Source organism: Micrococcaceae bacterium Sec5.1 (assembly GCA_039636795.1).
Classification (GTDB): domain Bacteria; phylum Actinomycetota; class Actinomycetes; order Actinomycetales; family Micrococcaceae; genus Arthrobacter.
The window spans coordinates 4,494,003-4,515,421 of sequence record CP143430.1; the positions used below are offsets into that span (position 1 = coordinate 4,494,003).

A 21,419-nucleotide genomic window follows, 5' to 3' on the forward strand; every position below is an offset into this window, starting at 1 on the left:
GAAACGCTCTTCGAGGGAGAAATTGAGCAAGTCCAAGGGATTTGGATGAGCACTCGAGCTAGAACATGGCTGGACTTGGCGCGTCGTCTCCCCCTTCATGACCTCGTATGCGTGGCAGATCAGTTGATTCGCATTCCACGGCTGAATCTTGAGGGGCGCGATACACCGTTCGCCACTGCCGAAGGGCTTCGGAGCATGGTCGAACGGCACAAGAACCGTCAGGGCGTAGTCCGGGCACGGGAAGCCCTGGACCTCATGCGCGTCGGGGCCGACTCAGCTCCAGAGACTTTGCTTCGTTTAGCCATGCTCGATGCCAACTTGCCCGAGCCTCAGCTCCAGGTGATGCTCCGCGCGGACGACCCGTTCTCGCCGTCAGCAGACTTGGGTTTCAAGAGCCGTCGCCTCGCGATCCAGTACGACGGCGGCCATCACCTTGAGGAGGAACAGATCCATAGCGATCGGCGCAGGGATAAGGCATTTAGAGCAGCGGGGTGGACTGTCCTCGTTTTCGGAAAAGAGGACCTGGCGGACAACTTTGGCAACGCCGTTCTGCAGATCAAGCGGGCGCTACGGACTGCATGGATGGATCCATCCGTTGCATCCGGGTTTGCCAAGAACGCGACGTGAGAGAACGTCCGGGCACAAGCGCCACGACGTGAGAGAACATCGGGCCAAAAGTGTCCCGACGTGAGAGAACATCCCGCCAGAAGCGCCACGACGTGAGAGAACATCCCGCCAGAAGCGCCACGACGTGAGAGAGCAAAAATGCCCGCCGCCTTGGAAGGCAACGGGCATTCACGCTTGGTGAAGTATCTCTACTTCTTATTGCGGCGCTGGTGGCGAGTCTTGCGAAGCAGCTTGCGGTGCTTCTTCTTGGCCATACGCTTGCGGCGCTTCTTAATAACTGAACCCACGAAAGTTCCTTACAAACTAGATGAAGGTCCTGTCTGTTGGAACGGATCCGCGGACTAGCAGCAGACAGTACAACTGACAGATTCTTACATTGACGTAAAACGTTCCTTAACAGAGTACCGCTTCAAAGGGGCACCCCGTGACCACGGTCCGCGGGACGGACCACGGCGCCCTCAGGCGGTCTCCGATTGTCCGTCGACCACAGCACCCTTGAGGTACTGGGCCACGGCTTCTTCAGGCACCCGGAAGGAACGGCCAAACCTGACGGCAGGCATTTCCCCTGAGTGGACCAGGCGATACACAGTCATTTTGGAAACACGCAGGACGTCGGCTACTTCAGCCACAGTCATGAAACGCGCATTCGAGAAGTTAGTCTCCGCGGACATTTCCCATATTCCTTTGCTCTCAGCTGGACAGGACACCCCCAGTAGAACGGTGTGCCGATGCTGAGCCATCAAACAACCATGTGCTAGATACTCTAGAGGCTGAAGTGACCAATGTGAAAGCATTTCCGGTAAGTGGGACTCTACTCCCTGGCTACTCCCCCGCGACCAGCCGGCGCTTCCGCGCAGACGAAGCAAGCTGTTCCAGCACCGAAGCGGTGACATCCCATTCCATGCAGGCATCCGTAACGCTCTGGCCGTAAACGAGCTCCTGCTCCCCCGCGAGTTGCTTGGTCACATCCAGGTTCTGCGCCCCTCCCACGAGGAAGCTCTCCAGCATGACGCCAGCAATCGGCGAAGTCTCCCCCGCCTCAAGCTGCGCACCGATTTCCAGGGCAACTTCAGCCTGGCGGTGGTGGCTCTTTCCACTGTTGGCGTGACTCGCGTCCACAATCAAGCGCGGGTTCAGTCCCTTGGCGGCGAGCTTGGAGGAGGCAGCGGCAACGTCTTCCGACGAGTAGTTTGGACCCTTGCGTCCGCCGCGCAGGATCACGTGGGTGTCCGGGTTGCCGGACGTCGCCACGAGGGCCGCGCGGCCGTCGTCGTCGATTCCGAGGAAGGCTTGTTCAGCGGCCGACGCGCCGCAGGCATCGATGGCCACCTGGAGGTCGCCGTCGGTTCCGTTCTTGAAGCCAATGGGCATGGACAGCCCGGAGGCGAGCTGACGGTGGATCTGGCTTTCAGTGGTACGGGCACCGATCGCACCCCAGGAGACGAGGTCGGCCATGTACTGCGGGCTGATGGGTTCCAGGAACTCAGTGGCGGTGGGCAGTCCCAGCGCGGTGACCCGCTTGAGGAAGCCGCGGGCTGCCCGCAGGCCGGCGGCAATATCGTGGCTGCCGTCCAGGTGGGGATCGTTGATGAGGCCCTTCCAGCCGACCGTGGTGCGGGGCTTCTCGAAGTAGGTCCGCATGACGATCAGCAGGTCTTCCTTGTGTTTCTCCGCCTGGCTGACCAGCCGACGTGCGTATTCCAGTCCGGCTTTGGGATCGTGGATGGAGCAAGGCCCGACGATTACCAGCAGGCGGTCGTCCACGCCGTCCATGATGGCCCGCACTTCATCTCGGCCACGGTCGACGACGGCAGCTGAGTGGGCGTCCAGCGGCAACTCGGCGATGAGGTCCTGAGGGGCCGGAAGCGGTTCGAAGCGGGCTACGCGCAAGTTGGAGGTGGCGGGCTGGGAAGCTTTCCCGGCAACGCGGAGTGCCTCGTTGTCGAGTGTCTCGGTGGATTCTGCAGCGATGCTGGTCATTTGTGGGTCCTGTTCCGGATGCGGAGCGGGCCCCTTTTCAGAACCCGCCGGATATGGCGAAGGGCAGAGAATAATCTCTGCCCTGCTGGCTCTGAAGGAAAGTTGGATGCGTGTCAGTTAGACGCGGGCCCCTCCAGAGCCAACGAAAAATACGCATACCAACGGTTAGTCATAGCCACACCATAGCCGCGGTTCGTCAAACCGGGCAAATTGGGTCCGTCATGATGACAAAAGTTTGCGAAGGAACTGGAGCTGCTTGATCCACTGGTGCTCCTGGCCGCCCTCGTGGTTGTTGAAGCGGTATACCTCGATGTCCTTGACGGGCACTCCCCCGGAGACGCCATAGTTATTGAAGCTCGCAAACACGGTTGACGGCGGACAAATATCGTCCATTTGCGCCGTTGAGAAGAGAGCCGGCACCGTGGCTGCCCGGCCCAGATGGACTCCGTCGAAGTAGTTCAGCACGGCAAGCATGGGCTCGTACTTGTCGCGGTGCCGCCCCAGGAAGCCGGCAATTTCGGGGTATGGCCCGCGTGGCGCGATGTCGATCGCACGGGGAAAGTCCTGCAGGAACGGGACGTCGGGCAGCGCGGCGATCACGCCGTCGAGCCGTCCAGCGACCAGCCCGGCGGCCGCCACCGTGATGCCACCACCTTGGCTGATACCGGCCAGCACCACTTTGGAAGGGTCGACGGCGGGATGGCTCTGCGCCGCTTCTACCGCACGGAAGGCGTCCACGTAGACCCGGCGGAAGTAGTAATCGTCCTGATGGTCAGCTCCCCGGGTCATCAGGCCTGCATAGTTGATGCCGCCGGCTGATGGATGCGGATCCGGCGTGTCACCGGATACGCCCCCGTAGCCCTGACCGCGGGTGTCCATGATGAAGTGGGCGTATCCAGCCTGCGCCCACCGTGTGTTTTGGTTGACCAGTCCGCGTCCACCGGAGTAGCCGATGTACTCCACGACGACGGGAAGCTGCTGCCCTGGTTCAAGATGCGAAGGAACGTGGAGCCAGCCCTTGATGCGGTCCCCACCGAAGCCGGAGTACGTGACATCGAAGGTGTCGATGACGCTGAGGTAGTTGTCAACGGGCTCGAACACAGCATTCAGCGGCAAGGTCCGGGCCTCGGCGATGGTGCGCTCCCAAAAGGCCTCAAAATCAGCAGGCGGAACTGCGCTGGAGGTGTAGTTGCGGAGCTGCTCGAGGGGAAGGTCGAAAAGAGGCATGAGGACATCCTACGTCATGGGAGTGTGTCGCCCGTCACGGGGACGGGAAGCTAAAGAGGTGTGATGGAGAGGTTTCGGTAGGCCGCCCGCAAAGGGGCCATCTGGCGGATTCCGAAGTAGCCGCCGCCCAGGGGTTCCTGACTGCTGTCCACCCAGTCAAACAAGGGCAAGCCATTGATCGAAAAGGCCACGCGAGGACCATCTTTGATGACTTCCATCCGATAAAACCCATCCGCATCTTCGGCTGGAGGAAGCGGGTCTGCTCCCTGCGCTACAAGTTCGAAGCCGGCACTTTTGCGCAGGTTGCACGTCCGGAAGGCCCGCTCGGCGGCGTATTTGTGGCGGAAGTAGGAGATGTGGAGCGCGTCCATATCCCCTGAGTGGTACTGCGGGTAGAAGCCCGTGCGCTGAGCCAAGTCGGGAGAGAACAGATCCTCGCCCCCGTGCCCCCGCGCAGAGAAGAAGACCATGGCCAGGCCTGGCTCCTCAAGCGGAAGGAACTCCCACCTGATCCTGACGTGGTCCGGGAGTTCCTCGGGGCACCAGAGAGTCCAGTGGGCGTGATCTCCGTGTTCCTCGGGATCGAGGGAACCGGAAAGGAGCAGGGCTGTGCTTTCTGCGGGAGCCGGCCCCGAACTGCCGGTTCCCTCCGGGACCAAGGCCGGCCCGCCGTCGTCGTAAATTTCCAACTGAACCGGCCCTTCCGCGATCCAACCAGCGATATCCGAGGGACCTCGTAAAGGGTTGGAATACATCAGGCCTTCGCCCCCAGGTTGAGGGTGGCCACCAGTCCGTAGCCGAGGGACTCAAGCTGCTCCGCGACGAAACCGGCAATCCGCTTGGCCCCTTTCTCGTGGAAGTGAGTATTGTCCTCGAGTCCCCCGGCCCAGTGCGCATGCTCTCCGGGAGCGAAGTGGAAGAACAACTCCGTAGACCCCTCCTCCCCCAGCTCCTGGTACAGCGCGCGGGTCCATTCATTGAGGTCGATGAGATCAAAGCCAAGCTCAACCGCCAACTCGCGAACCACCAGAGGATATTCGCCTAGGGTGACGTCGAGGCGTCCGTCCGTGAAATGCCGGCGCTCCACCGGCGTGCACAGAAGGGGAATGCCGCCCTTGGAACGGACGTCGGCCACCATTCGCCTCAGATTGTCCGTGAAACCCGTCCGCGCAGCGAGATGAGCCCGCTTTTGGTCGTTGTGCCCGAACTGGATCAGCACGAGATCGCCCTTCACGGTCTGGCCCAGCAGCTGATACCAGAGGCCTTCATCGCGGAACGACTCCGTGGTGGCACCGCCCTTGGCATAGTTGTGGACCGCAGCCCACCAATAGGTTTCGGGCGCGAGGTGGGCTCCCCAACCGCTCATCGGGTATTCGTAACTGGGGCAGGCAGCCACGGTGGAGTCGCCCGCGAGGAGGATTTTCATGATTTCCTTTCGTCAGCCGAAGCCTTTAACCCTTAACCGAACCGATCAACATTCCCTTGGCAAAGTGCTTCTGCAGGAAGGGATAGAAGATGAGGATGGGCAGGGTTGCCACCACGATTACGGCGAACTTGATGCCTTGCTCGGGCGGGATGTACGACGGATCCACGTTGCCGGTACCAAGGAGATCCGAGGCCGCCGTGACCTGGCGCAGGTACATCTGCAGGGTCCACATGTTGTTATCGCTCAGGTAGAGCAAGGGCGACATGAAGTCGTTCCAAATACCTACCGCATAAAACAGCGCAAACGTGGCCAGCACCGGTTTGGACAGCGGCAGCAGGATCCGCCAGAGGATTCCGATTTCCGTAGCGCCGTCCATCTTGGCCGATTCCTCGAGCTCGGCAGGGAGTTCCTGGAAGAAGTTCTTGATGATGATCAGACTGAACGGGTTGATGGCCGCAGGCAGGATCAGCGCCCAGTAGCTGTTTAGTAGGCCCAGGTCCTTCACCAGCAGGAACGTTGGAATCATGCCGCCTGAGAAGACCATGGCAAAAACCACCAGGGACAGGATCAGTTTCCGGCCACGGAGTCCACGCTTCGCCAACGGGTAGGCCATGGTGACGGTGAGGACCAACTGCACCAAGGTCCCGACCAGCGTGACCAGCACGGTGGTGATCAGGGCTCGGGTAAAGGACGGCGTGGAGAAGATGTACTCATACGCCCCCAGCGTGAACTGCTCGGGCCAGACGAAGAACGCCCGCCGGGTAATTTCCGCTTCGTTGGCGAAGGATCCTGCCAGGACGTAGACGAAAGGCAACAGGGTGATGATGCCGATCAGCGTCAGGAAGACATAGTTGGCGGCATCGAAAATCCGCCCGCCCCGCGTGTTGTGAATCTTCATTAGAAAAGTCCGCTCTGGTTGAACCGCTTGGACAGCCAGTTGGTGCCGAAGATCAGTACGATGCCCACCAAAGACTTGAAAAGCCCGACGGCGGTGCTGTAGCTGTAGGCGCCTTGTGTGATGCCTACGAAGTACACGTAGGTATCGAAGACGTCGGCCACGCTGCGGTTGAGTGCGTTGGTCATGAGGTAGATCTGCTCAAAGCCGGTGTTGAGCATCTGCCCGATGGCCAGGATGAGCATCACGATGATGGTGGACCGGATGCCGGGCAAGGTGATGTGCCAGACGCGCCTGAACCTGCCGGCGCCGTCGATAATCGCAGCCTCGTACTGGTCCTGGTCCACAGTAGCCAGTGCCGCCAGGAAGATGATGGTCCCCCAGCCCGTGTTCTTCCAGATCTCCTGAAGCACAATCAGCGGCCGGAACCAGTTGGGATCGGACAGGATATCCACGTTGGTGCCGAACAATCCGTTGACGAACTGGAACAACGGTCCGATGTCCAGGGCGAAGAGCAGGAAGCTCAGGGACGCCACGATAGTCCATGACAGGAAGTGCGGGATGTAGACGAGTGTCTGGACCGTCCGCTTCAGTACCGAAAGCCGGACCTCGTTGAGCAGCAATGCCAGGACGATGGTCAGCGGAAAGGCGATCCCCAGGTTCAGGAAGGCCAGGATCAGTGTGTTGCCCAGCAACCTCGGAAAGTCGGGGTTGGCAAAGAAGTCGGTGAAGTTCGTCAGACCAACCCAAGGACTGCCGTTGACGCCCAGGAACGGAACGTAGTCCTTGAAGGCGATGGAAACACCGTACATGGGACCGTACCGGAACACTGCGAAGTACACGACGCCGGGCAGGAGCAGCAGATACAACCATTTGTAGTGCGCGAAGTGGACTGCAAAGCTGCGTCGCCGCGCCGGGGCGGGCGGCTTGCTGGCCGCCCGCTCGAGGGCTTTGGCTTCGACGACCGGGGCGGTCACTTCTTGGTGTCCTGCCACAGCTTGTTTATTTCTTCTTTGACCTTGTCACCGCCGCTGGTGTTCCACAGCTTGATGGCATCCTTTAAGCCCTGCTCGTCCAGCTGCCCAGCCAGGTACTTAATGCGGGCGTCGGCCACGATGTTGTCCAGTTGTGCACCCTTGGCGACATACGTGGGGGAAACGAAGGCCGCGGCCGGGTTGTACACGGCACTCTTGAGGTCGTTTGCCATCACTGCGACGCGGTCGTCAAAGACCTTCTGCTCGTACTCGGACGCCTGCTTCACTGGGTAGAAGTTGTTCCCCGTGACGTTGGTTCCGAGTTGCGCGTAGCTCTTGATGTCGGTGTTGACCACCTTGCCCTCCGGCGTTTCCGGCTTGATGGTAGCCGCCAGGCCTTCCTCAACCGTGAAGTTGACGCCCTCGATGCCGTTGTTCATCAGGACGGCAACTTCCTTGCTGTTGAGTTTGTCCAGGAATGACAGGACGTTCTTCAGGTCGGCTTCGGTTTTGACGCTGGATTTGGGGATGGCGAGGAAGCCCGAGTAGCCGTCCGTCGGGTGGGCGTGCAGTTCACCGTCCGGGCCCTTCAGGCTGCCTACGAAGCCCACCTTGTTCTGGAAGTCGCTCGGGTTGGCCTGCTTGAAAAGGTTGATCAGCACGCTGACCCGGGAGTCGACGTCGACAATAATGCCGCCCTTGCCGTTGAAGAAGGGCTCGTTCCACTTAGTGGGATCGAAAGTGGCGAAGTCGGGGTTGATGAGTTTCTCGTCCACCATCTTCTTGATGAAGCGATCGGCCTCCAGGAATTCCTCGGTTTCGAAGCTCGGCACCAGCTTGCCGTCCCGCTCGGTCCAGCGGTTTCCAGCGCCGAACCAGGTCTCGATCATGTCGTAGGGGCTGTTGGTGCCCAAGGCGCCCCATTTGGGAATGGTGATGCCATAAGTATCGTTCTGGCCGTTGCCATCCGGATCCTGTTCCGTGAAAGCCTTGGCCACTTTGTACAGGTCTTCTGTGGTCTGCGGCGCCTTCAGGCCCAACTTGTCCAGCCAATCCTGGCGGAACATCACGGCGGCACGGATCGGGTTACGGGCCCGGAAAACGCCGTAAACCTTGCCATTGACGCTGGCGTTCTGCTGGACTTCGGGGAATGTGGTCTTCAGGTTCGGGTAGTCCTTGAGTTTATCGGTGAGGTCCCAGAACGCCCCGGCTTCGGCGTTCTTGACGAAGCCCGGCGACTTGCCCTGGACCACCAGAACGTGCGGGATGTCGGAGGAGGCCAAGGTGATATTCATCTTGTCCTCGTAGGAGGCATTGGGCGCCCACGAGATGTTGATGTCCTTGCCCGTCAGCTCCTCAAGCTTCTTCTGCACAGCGCCATCGGGCGAGGGCGGCTGCGCCTCCAGGAAGGGTGCCATGATCTTGACGGTTGAGAGGTCCGACGCCGGCGCTTCGCCACCGCAGGCGGTCAGGGCCAAGGCGGCAGAGACGACGACGGCGGCCGCAAGCGTTGGTTTTCTACGGAACATTTTCCTACTCCACTTCTTCGGGGTTGTTGTCGATCGACGATTCCGGAGATACGCCAGGGAAGCGCTTCAGGCTCCACAGGTGCTGCCCGTTCTCGTCTTGATACGTTTCATTAGTGCTCACACCAAGGGAATCTGCGCCTGGTTCGGGGCGCCCTTGGACAAGTTCGGCATGCCCTTGGATGTCAAGGGATCGATGGAGGATGTGGCGGCCGCCCGTGGGCAGGCCTTGGCGGTCGATCTCAGGCAAGGCTGGTCTCCTTGGCAGTGGAAGGGGTGGTCGAGGTGGTGGTTGCGCGACTTGAAGCTGCAACTGCTGCCGCATGGCCCGCTTCCTTGGCAAACATGGCGTCGTCATTGGCAGTAAAGAACCTGTCGCACAACCAGCCGGTGAGATAGAGCCAGCTGCCAACGCCAAAGAAGGGCACCAGTCCCGGAAGCGAGCGGCAGGCGAATACGGCGGCGGCCGTCACAAACAGGAGGATGACGGTCCCCGCGAGGTGGCGCATGGCAAACCGGGAAGACATCAGAAAGTACTGCGGAATCGTGAGCTCGTACCTGGCAAACATGGGAAAGAGGTAGCACAACGTTCCGGCGGCAAAGAGGACAGCCAAGAGGATCGCGGCCGACGCGACTTGCGAACCCAGATCCCAGCCGGCAGAAAAGTAGCCCCAGTTCAGGGCAAGGGACGCGGCAACTACCAAGACGGGAACGCCGAGGGCATTGCCCTTCCCAAAGTTCTTGAAGTACTCCTTGGCATAGCGACGCATCAAAGGCACGGCATTTCCCTGTACCTTTTCACGGATCAGGATGTGGGCCGCAGCGGTACTGGGCCCGGCTCCCAGCACCACGCCACCCAGCACTGTGAAGACAATCCACAGCATATTCAGGCAGGCGATCCATAGGAGTGTGTCGAAGAACGTGTAGGCCCGAAAGCCAAATCCCCCAGCAGTCATGGAACTCCCTTTCTCCATCGTTGCAGAATTCGCCGATTTGTCTGGCGCCGACGATTGTCCTGGTCTCTAGCTGCGGTCACCAATGCGAGCCAGAGTGGACTCCACCAAGTGCGCCACGCACAAGTAAACGGTTTCACCGAAATCTAGACTGACCACACGCCTTCAGTCAAGACTTAACTTGAATCGTTACATTCGTGAAGGGCGATCGCGCTACACTTGCAGAGCCAGCAATTGGAAAGCGCTTGCCGGTGGTGCCTTGCGAGATATAGCCTGAAGCGCAGGCCATTTCAGAAACGCCTTATCGACTACGCCTTCAGGTAGTGGCCAGCAGTTGCCAGCCAGCAGAGGAGAATCATGGAAATCGCTTCCGCCGGGTCCGCCGAAAGTCCCAACGCCCTCAGGACTGCACCGGCAAGGATCGCTCTGGTAGGCGTTCATGGATTCGGCGCCCATCATCTTCAGAACCTGGAAAGGCTCAGGTTGGAGGGCGTGGTGGATCTCGTTGCGGTCGCAGACCCGAATCCCCCGGCCCCAGGGACGTTACCGCCTTCAACGGCGGTCCACTCCGATCTGGATGAGCTGCTTGCCGGGGGCCATCGGCCGGACGTGATCATCGTGGCGACCCCGATCCAGACACACGCCCCGTTGGCTCTTTCTGTGCTGGCTTCTTCGGCCCATCTGTATCTCGAAAAGCCTCCCGTCGCCTCCATGAGCGACTTCATCCGGCTGCAAGAGGCCGCGGCGACAGCTGGCCGCAGCGTACAAATCGGCTTCCAAAGCCTGGGCTCCCATGCACTCGCCGCGCTTGAAAAACTGGCTAACGGGGAAGCTTCGGCAGAGCTCCCCCGCATTGGGACGCTCAAGGGCATCACGGCCACGGGGCGCTGGGTCCGTGACCGCGCTTATTACAAACGCTCACGCTGGGCTGGAAGGCGAAGCATCGACGGAGTCGATGTAGTAGACGGCGTGGCCACCAATCCCCTGGCTCATGCAATCGCCACAGCCCTCCGGATCGCCGGAGCCCGTAGCGCAAAAGACCTGGCCACCGTGGAGACGGATCTCTACCGAGCCAACGACATCGAGGCGGACGATACCTCCGTGATTCGGATGCGGACAGTGGACGGGCTGCCCATCACCTGCGCCCTGACGCTGTGTGCAACGGAATCAGTGGAACCCTACGTCACGCTGCACGGCAATGAAGGAACGGCCGTGTTCCACTACACCGAAGACCACGTCACCGTCCGCACCGAAGCGGGCGAAACAACGCACACGTTTGGACGAGACGATCTCACTGAAAACCTGCTCCACCATTTGTCCCAGGGCGCAGCCCTGCTGAGTCCTTTGGATGAAAGCGGTGCGTTCATGCGTGTGCTGGAAGCCATCCGCACCGCCGAAGCGCCCGCACTCATTCCGCAGCAGTACGTCGAATGGGTAGGTGAAGGCGAACAGGCGCATGCCGTGATTCATGGGATAGAAGAAATCCTGGAGCGGGCAATCCGCTCACATGCAACTTTCTCCGAGCTCGGGCTTCCTTGGGCGCGGAAGAATACTGCCGCCGCTGAGCCCCTTTTCGTCAATCATGGTGGGTCTCCCACTGCAGTCTTCCGGATCGGCGACGCCTTGGAGCCGGAGCTCTCACCGCGGCCTTATCTCCACCCGGTTACGACGCCGTCAGGGATTGTGGTGACGGAACATCTGCCTGTGGACCACGTTTGGCATCTCGGTGCCGGGTTCGCCCTCCAGGATGTCAACGGCAGCAACTTCTGGGGCGGCCGCAGCTATCGGCGTCCGGCTGGCAGATATGAAGATCTCAGAGACCACGGCCGGATCGACGTTCACGGCCTGCGTCACGAAGAGGAGAAGACCACGCTGGACCTCCACTGGCTCGCGTCCGACGGCGGACTCCTGCTCGAAGAGCAACGGAGCTACCGGCGAACGCATCTGGACCCCGGCACCTGGCGACTCGATATCCAATCGGAACTTACCGCCGTCGTGGATGTCTCACTGGGCAGTCCCGGATCCCACGGCGCGGCCGGTAGTGGCTACGGCGGCTTCTTCTGGCGCCTCCCCGGCAACGATTCCCCGCGCGTCTTCTCCGCCGTTGCTGAGGGAGAGGCTGCTGTGCACGGCTCGGTTGCGCCGTGGCTTGCGTGGACCGGAGGGTTCGACGGCGGCCCGGCCACTTTGGTGTTTGCCGCACCTGCCGAATCGGCGGACCCGTGGTTTGTTCGCTGCAGTGAGTACCCTGCCGTGGGTTCTGCCTTGGCTTGGGACACTGCGGTTGAGCTCGCTGCAGGCACGTCACTCACCCGCACAAACACGGTCTGGATCAGCGATGGAAACCTGAGCGTGGAGGCTATCGAGGAGTTGGTTGCCGGACGTTGAGCGGGTTCGTGGAGTCGCTTAGCAAACTCGCATAGCCGATTTTTTCGGAAGGCATTGTCCGAGGCCTTATATTGTCGTACCCCTCCGGAAGAGTGTTGGTATGGATCGGATTCGGGCAAGGCAAGCACGCACGGTGGTTTCGGGTGTGCCCTTGCCTGCGACTGCCATTTCCAGCGGCTCTGGGTCCGAGGGCTCTGACGTTGGGGAGTTCCTCGCCAGGTTGGGCTCCTTCCGCATCCGTGCAGGCAGTGCTGCTTTGATTGATCAGATTCGTGGTTTGGAGGACGTGAAGTCCGCGATCGCGGCTTTGCAGGCGCGGGCGTCGGTGGCGTTTGACCTCGCCCAGCGCCGCGAACAAGCCACCGCCGGTGTCCCCTCCGCGGAGCAGGGTCAGAATGTGGGTGCGCAGATCGCCCTCGCGCGCCGGGAATCACCGAACAAAGGGTCCCGGCTTCTCGGACTGGCCAAGGCACTGGTCTCGGAAATGCCGCGCACCATGGCCGCCCTGGAAACCGGACACCTGAACGAATGGCGGGCCACTCTGCTGGTGAAGGAAACCGCGTGCCTGTCCGTCGAAGACCGGGCAGCCGTTGATGAGGATCTCGCCCCCGACACCGGAACCTTCGACGGCGCTGGAGACAAAACCATCATCGCCGCCGCGAAAGCCGCCGCTTACCGGCGGGACCCGCGCTCCGTGACCCAACGCGCAGCCCACGCCGCGTCCGAACGGCACGTTAGCCTCCGCCCGGCCCCGGACACCATGACCATCCTCACCGCATTGCTCCCGGTCGCCCAAGGGGTCGCCGCGTATGCCGCGCTCACCCGGCACGCGGACTCGGCCCGCTCGGGCGGGGACACCCGGAACCGGGGCCAGGTGATGGCCGACACCCTGACCGAACGCCTCACCGGCACCCCCGGCGGGATCAGCGGTGTTGATGTGCAGCTCGTCATGACCGACCGCACCCTCTTCCAAGGCGACAGCGAACCAGCACGGCTCCAGGGCTACGGAATCGTCCCCGCCGAATGGGCCAGAACCCTCATCGCCGGAGGCAGCAACCAGACGAACGGGGCACCCGGGGCCGTCCAGACGGACGGGGAGTCGCGAATCAATGGTCAGAGCGGAACCAGCGGCAAGGCCGGGGTTGTGGGAAAGGCCGGGACCGACAACCAAGCGAATTCCGGGCAGGCCAACTCGGGTAGGAAACGCACGGACCGCGAGGGCCTTAGGGTCTTGCTTCGCCGGCTCTACACAGCACCTTCCAGTGGTGAACTGCTGGCCATGGATTCCAAAGCCCGACTCTTCCCACCCGGGATGCGGCGCTTCATCGAAACCCGCGACGACACCTGCCGCACGCCCTACTGCGACGCGCCCATCCGCCACATAGACCACGTGGTTCCCTGGCACTACGGCGGCGCCACGAGCCTGTCCAACGGCGCGGGACTCTGCGAAGCATGCAACCACACCAAAGAAAACCCCGGCTGGAACGCAAAAACAATCCCCGGCGGCAGACATGAACTCGAAGTCAACACACCCACCGGACATACATACCAATCCAAGGCCCCACCCCTGCCAGGGCATCCGGGCGCCCCGGCGACGCCTGACGCGCCAGCAACTTCACCGCCACCATCTTCACCGGCACCTTCCGGAACGTGGTTCCCAGCATCGACCTCACTTTGGGAGAGCTTCTTACTGCAGCGCGCCAATTCAACTGCGTCAAGGGATCAGCTCCAAGGGGATAACTGGGCCAACGCAAAAACCCGCTACAAGCACCACAAGCACGTCCACGTGGCTCGACGCATCTCCACTCAATAAGTTCTCCGCGCAGGAGGTTTACAGTGCTGTAGGTTCCGGGCGCGCGCTAGGTTTCGGCGCGCTAGGTTCCCCGCCCAGTCCGTTGCCGAGCCAGCACCTTAACGAGCCCAGCACCTTAACTGGCTCGGTCAAAACTCCGCTTTCGGCCCAGCAACCAAAGACTGAAGCCAATCACGGCCGCCGAAGCCATACCCAGCGCACCGGTGACCAGCAGTGCCGCCCGTACCCCGAAATCTTCCGTGAGCCATCCCGCGAGCAGGCCTCCCAAGGCATGCCCACCCAACAGAAGTGGAAAGTAGAGAGCCAAGACCCTGCCACGCACGCTTGCGCCGGCTTCGAGTTGGACGCTGGTGGCCGCGCTGGTGAGGAACATGAGAGTCATGAAGCCAACCACCACGAGCATGACCACGAACAATTCCTGCGTGGGCATTAGCGCGGCAAGGAGCTGCGTGAGCCCGAAGAGTGCTGCGCTACCCACGATCCCCTTGCGACCCAAGTGCTTGATCCGGGCAGCCAGGAGAGCGCCAGCCAAAGCTCCCAAGGCGCTGACCATATTGAAGAGCCCAAATCCGGCAGGACCGCTGTGCCACACGCGGTCAGCGAATGCGGCAAGGACCACGGGACCGTTCATGCCGAACGCTCCCAGCAGGCCCGCCAACAGCATGATGAGCAAAAGCTGGGGCCTGGCACTCACATGCTTGAAGCCTGCCAGGATTTGTCCACGCCTATCCCGCGGCGGGCAATCAGGGTCGTGGGCGTGATGAAGCTCAGCTGGCCGAATAATAGCGATCATCACCAATACGGTCACCCCGATCCCCGCGTTCGTCGCAAACGCGGCGGCCGGGCCAGCTTGGGCAATGACGACTCCGGCCAGGGCGGGACCAAGCATGGCACCTAGTTGGCCTGTCGCACTGTTGAGGCCGATAGCGGCGGGTAGTCCGGCATCGCCTACTACCTCATTGACGAAGACTTGCCGGGCGGGCCCATCAATGGAGCTGGTAATTCCCAAAGCAATGCAGGAGCCATAGACAACCCACACGTCCGTGCCGCCCATGGCATTCCAAACGGCCAGTCCAGCCGCCAGTAGTGCAGCAACGGACTGGCACACCATGAGGATTCGGCGCTTCGGAAAGAGATCCACCAGCACACCGCTGATAGGACCAACCACCAGCATCGGCAGGAATTGAAGTGCAACAGCCAACCCCACAGCGGCCGGGCTTCCGGTGAGCTGCAGGACAAGCCAGTCCTGGGCGAGTCGTTGCATCCACACTCCGCCGCTGCCGACGAGCGAAAGCGTTACGAAGATCCGGTAATTATGGTGCCGGAGCGGGTAATACCAAGTCTCTGTGGAGCGACTAATGGCTGCTTTGGTGGAAGACCCGGATTGGGGGCGCGGTGACACGGCGTGATCGGCTCGATTCAGCGGGTAGTCGGATGCACACTCAGTCTTGGGCGCGGCTGGCGGCCCGGATCTTGACGGCAGCAGCGGCAAGAATCAGCATGCCGGGGACAATCACGAAGAGCGCCTGCAGCATCCACACGAAAACGACCGCCACGAAAACGGCCCCGAGGAGCAACAGCGAACCGCTCCAATCACGGAACGAATCAGCCTTGGCTTGGGAGTAGGCAAGCCGCCACTGCTGCTGTGGACCGGGAAGATCCACGGGCTTCCGGCTGGCGTCGCCCGCCCAGATCACTCCGCCGCTCCAGTTGCCGGCGGTCCTGAGCAGGAGCACGGCGGCTGCGGCCGCCAGAATCAAGGTCGCCGGCAGAATCAGTGCCCGCCCGGGCAGTTGACCCACCAGTGCGAGCAACAGGTTAAGGACAATCACGACGCCGGCCGCCGCCGTCGTGATTCCGATCTTCCAACTGCCGGGAAGCGCACGCTGGAAGTTGCCCCAAAGGCTCCGAAGGGAGTCATCCCTTCCGCTGAGGTGCCGCTCAAGATGTGCGACGCCGGCAGCATAGGCAGCCGGCGCCGTCACCAAGGGGACGGACAGGAGGAGCACAATAACTCCGGCGAGGATGGTTTCGGAGAAGAGGGCAAAGCGGTTGACTGAAATCCCGGGCTTTTCCGAGGACTTTCCTGCGGTATCCATGATGCTCATTTTCTTTTTCCGTCTTCCGTGTCTGTCAGCCCTTGAGGCCCTGTGTTGAAACGCCTTCGACGATGTAGCGCTGGAAGACGAGGAAGAAGACCAAGACGGGCAGGAGCGCAAGAACGGACATCGCGATCATCGCTCCGTAATCCGAGCTCTGGGTCTGGTCCACGAAGAGCCGCAAAGCCAGTGGCAGCGGGTACTTTTCGGGGGTGTTCAGGTACAGCAGCGGGCCCAGGAAGTCGTTCCAGCTCCAGATGAAGGAGAAGATCGACGTCGAGATCAATGCCGGCTTCATGAGCGGGAGCATGATGGACCCGAAGATGCGGACGTGTCCGGCGCCGTCGATGCGGGCAGCCTCGTCCAGTTCGGCCGGGAGGCCGCGCATGAACTGGACCATCAGGAAGACGAAGAACGCGTCGGCGGCCAGGAACTTGCCGATCAACAGCGGCACATAGGTGTCCACGAGACCAAGCTGCTGGAACACGATGTACTGCGGGATGATCACCACGTGGAACGGGAGCAGCAAGGTGGCAATCATCATGCCGAAGAAGATTCCGCGGCCGGGGAAGTTGATGCGGGCAAAAGCGTACGCCGAGACGCTCGCTGAAAGGACGGTGCCGACTACTGCGCCCACGGCCAGAATCAGGGAGTTGGTGAAGAACGTCAGCGTGGACACCCCGCCGATGCCGTCCATGGCTGTGATGAAGTTGTCGAAGCTGAAGTTGTTGGACCACAGCTGGGTGGTGGAACCACCGATTTCGGAGTTCGGTTTGAAGGACGAGACCACCATCCACAGAGCCGGGTAGAGGACTACCCCAACGAGCGCCAACGCAACGATGTGGAAGATGATGCTTTTGATGCGCTTGACCGTGCCCGACTCGGACTTCGGGTTGTACTCCTGGGCCGACGTCGCGGACGTGGACTGGGTGGGGGTTGCCATGGTTGTCATTTTGAATCACCGCTGTAGTGGACCCAGGACTTGGAGGTCTTGAAGAAGATCAGCGTGATGATGCCGACCACGATCACCAGGAGCCAGGCCATGGCCGAGGCGTAGCCCATCCGGAAGTCGCTGAAACCGCGCAAGTACAGGTAGAGGGTGTAGAAGAGGGTGGAGCCTGCGGGGCCGCCTTCACCATTGGAGATGATGTAGGCCGAGGCGAAGATCTGGAACGCGTGAATGGTTTCCATCAGCAAGTTGAAGAAAATCACGGGCGAAAGCATGGGCCAGGTGATGTTGAAGAACTTACGGACCGGACCGGCGCCGTCCATCGAGGCTGCCTCGTAGAGGTCGGCAGGAATCTGCTTGAGTCCGGCCAGGAAAATCACCATTGGGGCGCCGAACTGCCACACCGTCAGAAGGATCATCATGGGCATCGTCATGGAGGGGTTGCCCACCCAGCCGCCGAGGTCGATGCCGAAGAAGGACAGGCCCTCGTCCACAGGACCGGAATCGCCGAACATCGCCTTCCAGACAATTGCGATGGAAACACTGGCACCGATCAGGGAGGGAGCGTAGAACGCGGAACGGTAGAACCCCTGTCCCTTTCGCTTGCTGTTCAGCAACATGGCGATCGCCAGCGCAGCTGCGAGCTTCAGAGGGGTACCGAACACTACGTAGCTCAGGGTTACGCCCACTGACTGCAGGAAACGTTCGTCCTGGAAGAGCGTGGCGTAGTTGTCCAGGCCTATCCACTTGGGGGCATCGAAGAGGTTGTAGTTGGTGAAGGAGAGGTACAGCGAGGAAATCATCGGACCCACGGTCAGGGCAATGAATCCGAGCAGCCAAGGAAGCAGGAAGGTGTAGCCGGCGCGGGCGTCCGTCCCTCGCCGCCGCGATGTGCGCGGCTGCGAGGGAGTGGACGACTGGGAACGCCTGCTCAGGGTTGGGGTTTGAGTCACGAGATCAGTCCGTCGGTTGGAACGCCTGGATCAGACACGAATGTCTGCTCAGGCATTCTGCTTGATGAGGTCTTCGGCTTCTTTGAACCACGCGTCTGCGGCGCCGTCGATGGTGAGTTTGCCGTAATTGAGGTCAGAGCTGACGCGCTTGAAAGAGGATTCAAGCGTGCCGAAACCGACGATGGGCGGCTCCGGAGCATCCTTGAGGTACTTTTCGATGGACTTTTCGTAATCCACAACCAGCTTGTCTGTTCCTTCAAAGGTGGTTCCGTCGCGCTGGGTCTTGGATGCCGGAACACCACGGGAGGTCTTGAAGATCTGGCCTACCTCGGGATCGTTGACCATGAAGTCGATGAAACGGGCAGCAGCATCCTTGTACTTGGTCTTGGCGCTGGCCACCATCAGCATTGAGGGCTTGAGAAAGAGTCCCAGGTTGTCCGAGTTATCGGAAGGAACCGGCACCAGCTTGAGTTCCTTGGCGCCGCTATCGCCGAGGTAACCGGCCATGAAGTTGTCCCACGTGACTTCCGTGGCAGTGACGTTTGAGCCGAACGGGGACTTCGGCAGCAGCTGCGTCGTCTTGTCTTCGCCAACGATCGCCGGGGTTCCGCGAAGCTGGGCGGTGGTGTTCCACCACTTCTTCAGGTCGTCCTTGGAGAAGCCCAGCTTGCCTTCATCCGTGAAGGCCTGAATGTTGTTTTGGCGCAACCAGATGTTGAACATCCACCAAACACCGGTGTAGTCGGTGCCGCCAAACAACGTTCCGTTGCCCTTCTGGCCCACCTCAGCAAGGAAAGAGTTGAACTCCTTGTAGTTCCACGTTCCGTCAGGCTCAGCGATGCCCATGGCCTTGAGCTTGGCGGGATCGTAGTAGACAGCGAATGCATTGGTGCTGGTGGGTATGCCGTAGGTCTTGCCGCGGATCTGGCCCGAAGGCAGGAGGGACTTATCGAAGGCATCGGTGTTGATTTTTACGGTGCCCAGGTCCAGCAGCTGGTTCCGCTGGCCGTAGTCGCGCAGGTAGGACAAGTCCCACTGCATGACGTCCGGCAAACCACCACCAGCGGCTTCCGTGGCTCGCTTCTGCCAGTATCCAGCGAAGTCAGTGAAGTTTCCGTTGACCTTGACATCCGGATTCTTGGACTCGAAGAGTGCAATCGCCTTGCGGGTGCGCTCGGCACGGTCGTCGTTGCCCCACCAGGTGTACGTGATGGTCACAGGGTTCTCGGCTGAACCCGCCTTGCCGGACGACGAAGACTGGCCGCAGGCGGACAGGAATGCCGCAGATGCAGTGCCAAGGGCAACCGTGGTGAGGAAATTCCTTCTATTGATCATGAGAGCCTCCTTGCTCAGTTGGTGCAAGCCTTTTCGGTTCCCCACCAGGGAGAGTGACGTCGCTTACACTCGTTCTGAATCGATACAATATCCCCTATCGAGGATCTGGGCAAGCGTTTTCCAAGATCCTCGCCTAACCTGATAACAGTCAAGCTCCAGAGTTATCCCGCACTGCCGAACCTGACAAAGGAGTCTCTTTGCCCTCCCCTGAACTTTCCCGAGACGCATCCAAGCGCCCATCCGAAGGCGCATCCAGAGGCCCGTCCGCAGCCCCGTCTGTATGGAACAGCATCAATGGCCTGGCCTACGGCGGCGACTACAACCCTGAGCAGTGGCCGGAAGACGTCCGCCGTGAAGACATCGAGCTCATGAAGGAGGCGGGGGTCAATTTCCTGAGCGTCGCCATCTTCTCCTGGGGCCTGCTGGAACCCGTGGAAGGCCAGTACGATTTCGACTGGCTGGACGACGTCATGGACAACCTCCACGAAGCGGGCATCAAGGTGGCATTGGCTACGGCTACCGCATCACCGCCCGCCTGGCTGGCCAGGAAACACCCGGAAATCCTGCCCGTGACAGCGGAAGGAACAAGGCTGGAACGCGGCTCGCGGCGCCACTACACGCCGTCGTCCTCCGTGTACCGCAGGTACGCGACCACCATGACGCGGGTCATCGCCGAACGCTACAAGAACCACCCGGCGCTGGCATTGTGGCATGTGGACAATGAGCTCGGCTGCCATGTTGGCGAGTTCTACGGCGAAGAAGACGCCGCCGCTTTCCGGGCCTGGCTTGAGCGCCGATACGGATCCATCGAGGCTCTGAACGAGGCTTGGGGAACGGCCTTCTGGTCCCAGCACTACGCCACGTTCGAGGAAATCATCCCGCCCGGAGCCGCCCCCACCACGCTTAACCCGGGCCAGCAGTTGGACTTTGCACGCTTCAATTCATGGGCGTTCATCGATTACTACCGCGCCCTGCTGCAGGTCATTCGCGAAGTCACACCGAACATCCCGGCCACCACGAACTTCATGGTCTCCAGTGCTACCAAAACCCTGGACTACTTTGATTGGTCCAAGGACATGGACGTGATCGCGAACGACCATTACCTGGTGGCTGCCGATCCTGAACGGGAGATTGAACTTGCCTTCAGCGCGGACCTCACGCGCGGCGTGGCCGGCGGCGAGCCGTGGATCCTGATGGAACATTCCACGTCTGCGGTCAACTGGCAGCCCCATAACCAACCGAAAATGCCCGGGGAAATGCTCCGCAACTCCCTGACGCATGTGGCCCGCGGCGCCGACGCCGTCATGTTCTTCCAGTGGCGCCAAAGCAAGGCCGGATCTGAAAAATTCCACTCGGCCATGGTTCCGCACGGCGGACGGGACACACAGGTCTGGCGCAACGTGGTGGAGCTCGGCGATGCCCTGTCCAAGGTGGAATCCGTGAAGGGTTCCCGTGTGGAATCGCGGGTTGCTTTCGTCTTTGATTACGAAGCATGGTGGGCCTCCGAGCTGGATTCGCACCCAAGCCAGGACGTGAAGTACCTGGAAACCATGCGCGCCTTCCACCGTTCCCTCTACCTGCGTGGCGTCACTGCGGACTTCGTCCACCCCTCCGACGACCTCTCCGGCTACAATCTCATTCTGGTCTGCACCCTCTACGCCGTGACGGACGCTGCCGCCGCCTCGATCGCTGCCGCAGCAGAGCGTGGTGCAACGGTCCTCATCAGCTACTTCAGCGGCATCGTGGATGAGCTGGACCACGTTCGGTTGGGTGGCTACCCGGGTGCTTTCCGCGAATTGCTGGGTATCCGAACCGAGGAATTCCACCCGCTTTTCCCGGGCAGCACACTCACACTCAGCGATGGAACAGTTGGTTCCTTGTGGAGCGAGCACGTTCACGTGGCTGAGTCTGGGCCGGCCGAAGTTCTGGCAACCTTTACGGACTACCCGCTCGACGGCGTCCCCGCCCTCACGCGCAGATCCACCGGCGCGGGGGCGGCTTGGTACCTCGCCACACTCCCCGACGCCGACGGCATCGATTCACTGACCGCACGACTGTTGGAGGAATCTGGGGTGACAGCCGCTGCCGAAGCTTCTGCCGGCGTCGAACTCGTCCGACGGCGATCCGCGGACGGCCGCAGCTTCCTCTTCGCCATCAACCACACTCGGGATGACGTGACCGTGAAGGCCGACGGCGACGAACTGCTAAGCGGAGCACGCTTCGGCGGCGTGGTCCCCGCCGGAGCCGTGGCAGTTATCGCAGAGGACTAACCGA

General features: G+C 61.1%; 20 protein-coding genes. 4 read left to right on the forward strand and 16 right to left on the reverse strand.

Features of this window, described 5'->3' with window-relative positions:
- Nucleotides 1-45: 45 nt before the first annotated feature.
- Entirely contained in the window at nt 46-627 is a 582-nt protein-coding gene (locus tag VUN82_20490; protein XAS71438.1) for a DUF559 domain-containing protein, read from the forward strand.
- Between the two features lie 188 nt (nt 628-815).
- Here the strand turns inward: VUN82_20490 and VUN82_20495 are convergent, their stop codons facing one another.
- The 11 genes from VUN82_20495 to VUN82_20545 form a co-directional block, all read right to left on the reverse strand.
- Nucleotides 816-914 (reverse strand): AURKAIP1/COX24 domain-containing protein, encoded by a 99-nt coding sequence (locus VUN82_20495; GenBank protein ID XAS71439.1) that lies wholly within the window; start codon nt 912-914, stop codon nt 816-818.
- Nucleotides 915-1,085: 171 nt separating this feature from the next.
- A complete protein-coding gene (locus tag VUN82_20500; protein XAS71440.1) occupies nt 1,086-1,298 on the reverse strand; it encodes a helix-turn-helix domain-containing protein in 213 nt (70 codons plus the stop codon).
- Nucleotides 1,299-1,449: 151 nt separating this feature from the next.
- Nucleotides 1,450-2,607: a 3-deoxy-7-phosphoheptulonate synthase gene (locus VUN82_20505; protein ID XAS71441.1), complete on the reverse strand. Its 1,158-nt coding sequence runs from the start codon at nt 2,605-2,607 to the stop codon at nt 1,450-1,452.
- 219 nt (nt 2,608-2,826) lie between these two features.
- On the reverse strand, nt 2,827-3,834 hold the full coding sequence (locus tag VUN82_20510; protein ID XAS71442.1) for an acetylxylan esterase: 1,008 nt from the start codon (nt 3,832-3,834) through the stop codon (nt 2,827-2,829).
- Between the two features lie 50 nt (nt 3,835-3,884).
- A complete protein-coding gene (locus VUN82_20515; GenBank protein ID XAS71443.1) occupies nt 3,885-4,589 on the reverse strand; it encodes a DUF1961 family protein in 705 nt (234 codons plus the stop codon).
- On the reverse strand, nt 4,589-5,260 hold the full coding sequence (locus VUN82_20520) for a rhamnogalacturonan acetylesterase (protein XAS71444.1): 672 nt from the start codon (nt 5,258-5,260) through the stop codon (nt 4,589-4,591). Before VUN82_20520 ends, VUN82_20515 begins: the two co-directional genes overlap by 1 nt.
- 25 nt (nt 5,261-5,285) lie before the next feature.
- Nucleotides 5,286-6,158: a carbohydrate ABC transporter permease gene (locus VUN82_20525; GenBank protein ID XAS71445.1), complete on the reverse strand. Its 873-nt coding sequence runs from the start codon at nt 6,156-6,158 to the stop codon at nt 5,286-5,288.
- The gene (locus VUN82_20530) at nt 6,158-7,150 is read right to left on the reverse strand and encodes an ABC transporter permease subunit (protein XAS71446.1); all 993 of its coding nucleotides are present in this window, start codon (nt 7,148-7,150) and stop codon (nt 6,158-6,160) included. The genes VUN82_20525 and VUN82_20530 overlap by 1 nt, the downstream gene beginning before the upstream one ends.
- The gene (locus VUN82_20535) at nt 7,129-8,658 is read right to left on the reverse strand and encodes an extracellular solute-binding protein (protein XAS71447.1); all 1,530 of its coding nucleotides are present in this window, start codon (nt 8,656-8,658) and stop codon (nt 7,129-7,131) included. The genes VUN82_20530 and VUN82_20535 overlap by 22 nt, the downstream gene beginning before the upstream one ends.
- A 4-nt stretch (nt 8,659-8,662) precedes the next feature.
- A complete protein-coding gene (locus tag VUN82_20540) occupies nt 8,663-8,905 on the reverse strand; it encodes a hypothetical protein (GenBank protein ID XAS71448.1) in 243 nt (80 codons plus the stop codon).
- A complete protein-coding gene (locus VUN82_20545) occupies nt 8,898-9,611 on the reverse strand; it encodes a DUF624 domain-containing protein (protein XAS71449.1) in 714 nt (237 codons plus the stop codon). Before VUN82_20545 ends, VUN82_20540 begins: the two co-directional genes overlap by 8 nt.
- A 354-nt stretch (nt 9,612-9,965) precedes the next feature.
- Between VUN82_20545 and VUN82_20550 the strand changes: the two genes are divergently transcribed.
- Entirely contained in the window at nt 9,966-11,996 is a 2,031-nt protein-coding gene (locus VUN82_20550) for a DUF6807 family protein (protein ID XAS71450.1), read from the forward strand.
- Between the two features lie 100 nt (nt 11,997-12,096).
- Entirely contained in the window at nt 12,097-13,809 is a 1,713-nt protein-coding gene (locus VUN82_20555; protein ID XAS71451.1) for a DUF222 domain-containing protein, read from the forward strand.
- A gap of 115 nt (nt 13,810-13,924) precedes the next feature.
- On the opposite strand, the gene VUN82_20560 is transcribed toward VUN82_20555, so the two are convergent.
- Genes VUN82_20560 through VUN82_20580 form a run of 5 tightly spaced genes read right to left on the reverse strand, consistent with a single transcriptional unit; the run spans nt 13,925 to nt 19,145 of the window.
- Nucleotides 13,925-15,211, reverse strand: a complete 1,287-nt coding sequence (locus tag VUN82_20560; GenBank protein ID XAS71452.1) for an MFS transporter — start codon at nt 15,209-15,211, stop codon at nt 13,925-13,927.
- 40 nt (nt 15,212-15,251) lie between these two features.
- Nucleotides 15,252-15,908: a Poxvirus protein I5 gene (locus VUN82_20565; GenBank protein XAS74753.1), complete on the reverse strand. Its 657-nt coding sequence runs from the start codon at nt 15,906-15,908 to the stop codon at nt 15,252-15,254.
- A gap of 34 nt (nt 15,909-15,942) precedes the next feature.
- Entirely contained in the window at nt 15,943-16,860 is a 918-nt protein-coding gene (locus tag VUN82_20570) for a carbohydrate ABC transporter permease (protein XAS71453.1), read from the reverse strand.
- Entirely contained in the window at nt 16,857-17,810 is a 954-nt protein-coding gene (locus tag VUN82_20575; protein ID XAS71454.1) for a sugar ABC transporter permease, read from the reverse strand. The genes VUN82_20570 and VUN82_20575 overlap by 4 nt, the downstream gene beginning before the upstream one ends.
- A gap of 48 nt (nt 17,811-17,858) precedes the next feature.
- The gene (locus VUN82_20580) at nt 17,859-19,145 is read right to left on the reverse strand and encodes an ABC transporter substrate-binding protein (GenBank protein XAS71455.1); all 1,287 of its coding nucleotides are present in this window, start codon (nt 19,143-19,145) and stop codon (nt 17,859-17,861) included.
- A 290-nt stretch (nt 19,146-19,435) separates the two neighbouring features.
- Between VUN82_20580 and VUN82_20585 the strand changes: the two genes are divergently transcribed.
- Nucleotides 19,436-21,415, forward strand: coding sequence for a beta-galactosidase (locus VUN82_20585; protein XAS74754.1), 1,980 nt, complete (start codon nt 19,436-19,438; stop codon nt 21,413-21,415).
- The last annotated feature ends 4 nt before the right edge of the window (nt 21,416-21,419 follow it).

What these genes read in the sequence shown, in the direction of transcription:
- VUN82_20580 (XAS71455.1), bottom strand. Translation starts at nt 19,145, where the DNA reads ATGATCAATAGAAGGAATTTCCTCACCACGGTTGCCCTTGGCACTGCA.
- VUN82_20515 (XAS71443.1), bottom strand. Translation starts at nt 4,589, where the DNA reads ATGTATTCCAACCCTTTACGAGGTCCCTCGGATATCGCTGGTTGGATC.
- VUN82_20520 (XAS71444.1), bottom strand. Translation starts at nt 5,260, where the DNA reads ATGAAAATCCTCCTCGCGGGCGACTCCACCGTGGCTGCCTGCCCCAGT.
- VUN82_20500 (XAS71440.1), bottom strand. Translation starts at nt 1,298, where the DNA reads ATGTCCGCGGAGACTAACTTCTCGAATGCGCGTTTCATGACTGTGGCT.
- VUN82_20510 (XAS71442.1), bottom strand. Translation starts at nt 3,834, where the DNA reads ATGCCTCTTTTCGACCTTCCCCTCGAGCAGCTCCGCAACTACACCTCC.
- VUN82_20545 (XAS71449.1), bottom strand. Translation starts at nt 9,611, where the DNA reads ATGACTGCTGGGGGATTTGGCTTTCGGGCCTACACGTTCTTCGACACA.
- VUN82_20565 (XAS74753.1), bottom strand. Translation starts at nt 15,908, where the DNA reads ATGGATACCGCAGGAAAGTCCTCGGAAAAGCCCGGGATTTCAGTCAAC.
- VUN82_20525 (XAS71445.1), bottom strand. Translation starts at nt 6,158, where the DNA reads ATGAAGATTCACAACACGCGGGGCGGGCGGATTTTCGATGCCGCCAAC.
- VUN82_20570 (XAS71453.1), bottom strand. Translation starts at nt 16,860, where the DNA reads ATGACAACCATGGCAACCCCCACCCAGTCCACGTCCGCGACGTCGGCC.
- VUN82_20550 (XAS71450.1), top strand. Translation starts at nt 9,966, where the DNA reads ATGGAAATCGCTTCCGCCGGGTCCGCCGAAAGTCCCAACGCCCTCAGG.
- VUN82_20490 (XAS71438.1), top strand. Translation starts at nt 46, where the DNA reads ATGAGCACTCGAGCTAGAACATGGCTGGACTTGGCGCGTCGTCTCCCC.
- VUN82_20555 (XAS71451.1), top strand. Translation starts at nt 12,097, where the DNA reads ATGGATCGGATTCGGGCAAGGCAAGCACGCACGGTGGTTTCGGGTGTG.
- VUN82_20505 (XAS71441.1), bottom strand. Translation starts at nt 2,607, where the DNA reads ATGACCAGCATCGCTGCAGAATCCACCGAGACACTCGACAACGAGGCA.
- VUN82_20535 (XAS71447.1), bottom strand. Translation starts at nt 8,658, where the DNA reads ATGTTCCGTAGAAAACCAACGCTTGCGGCCGCCGTCGTCGTCTCTGCC.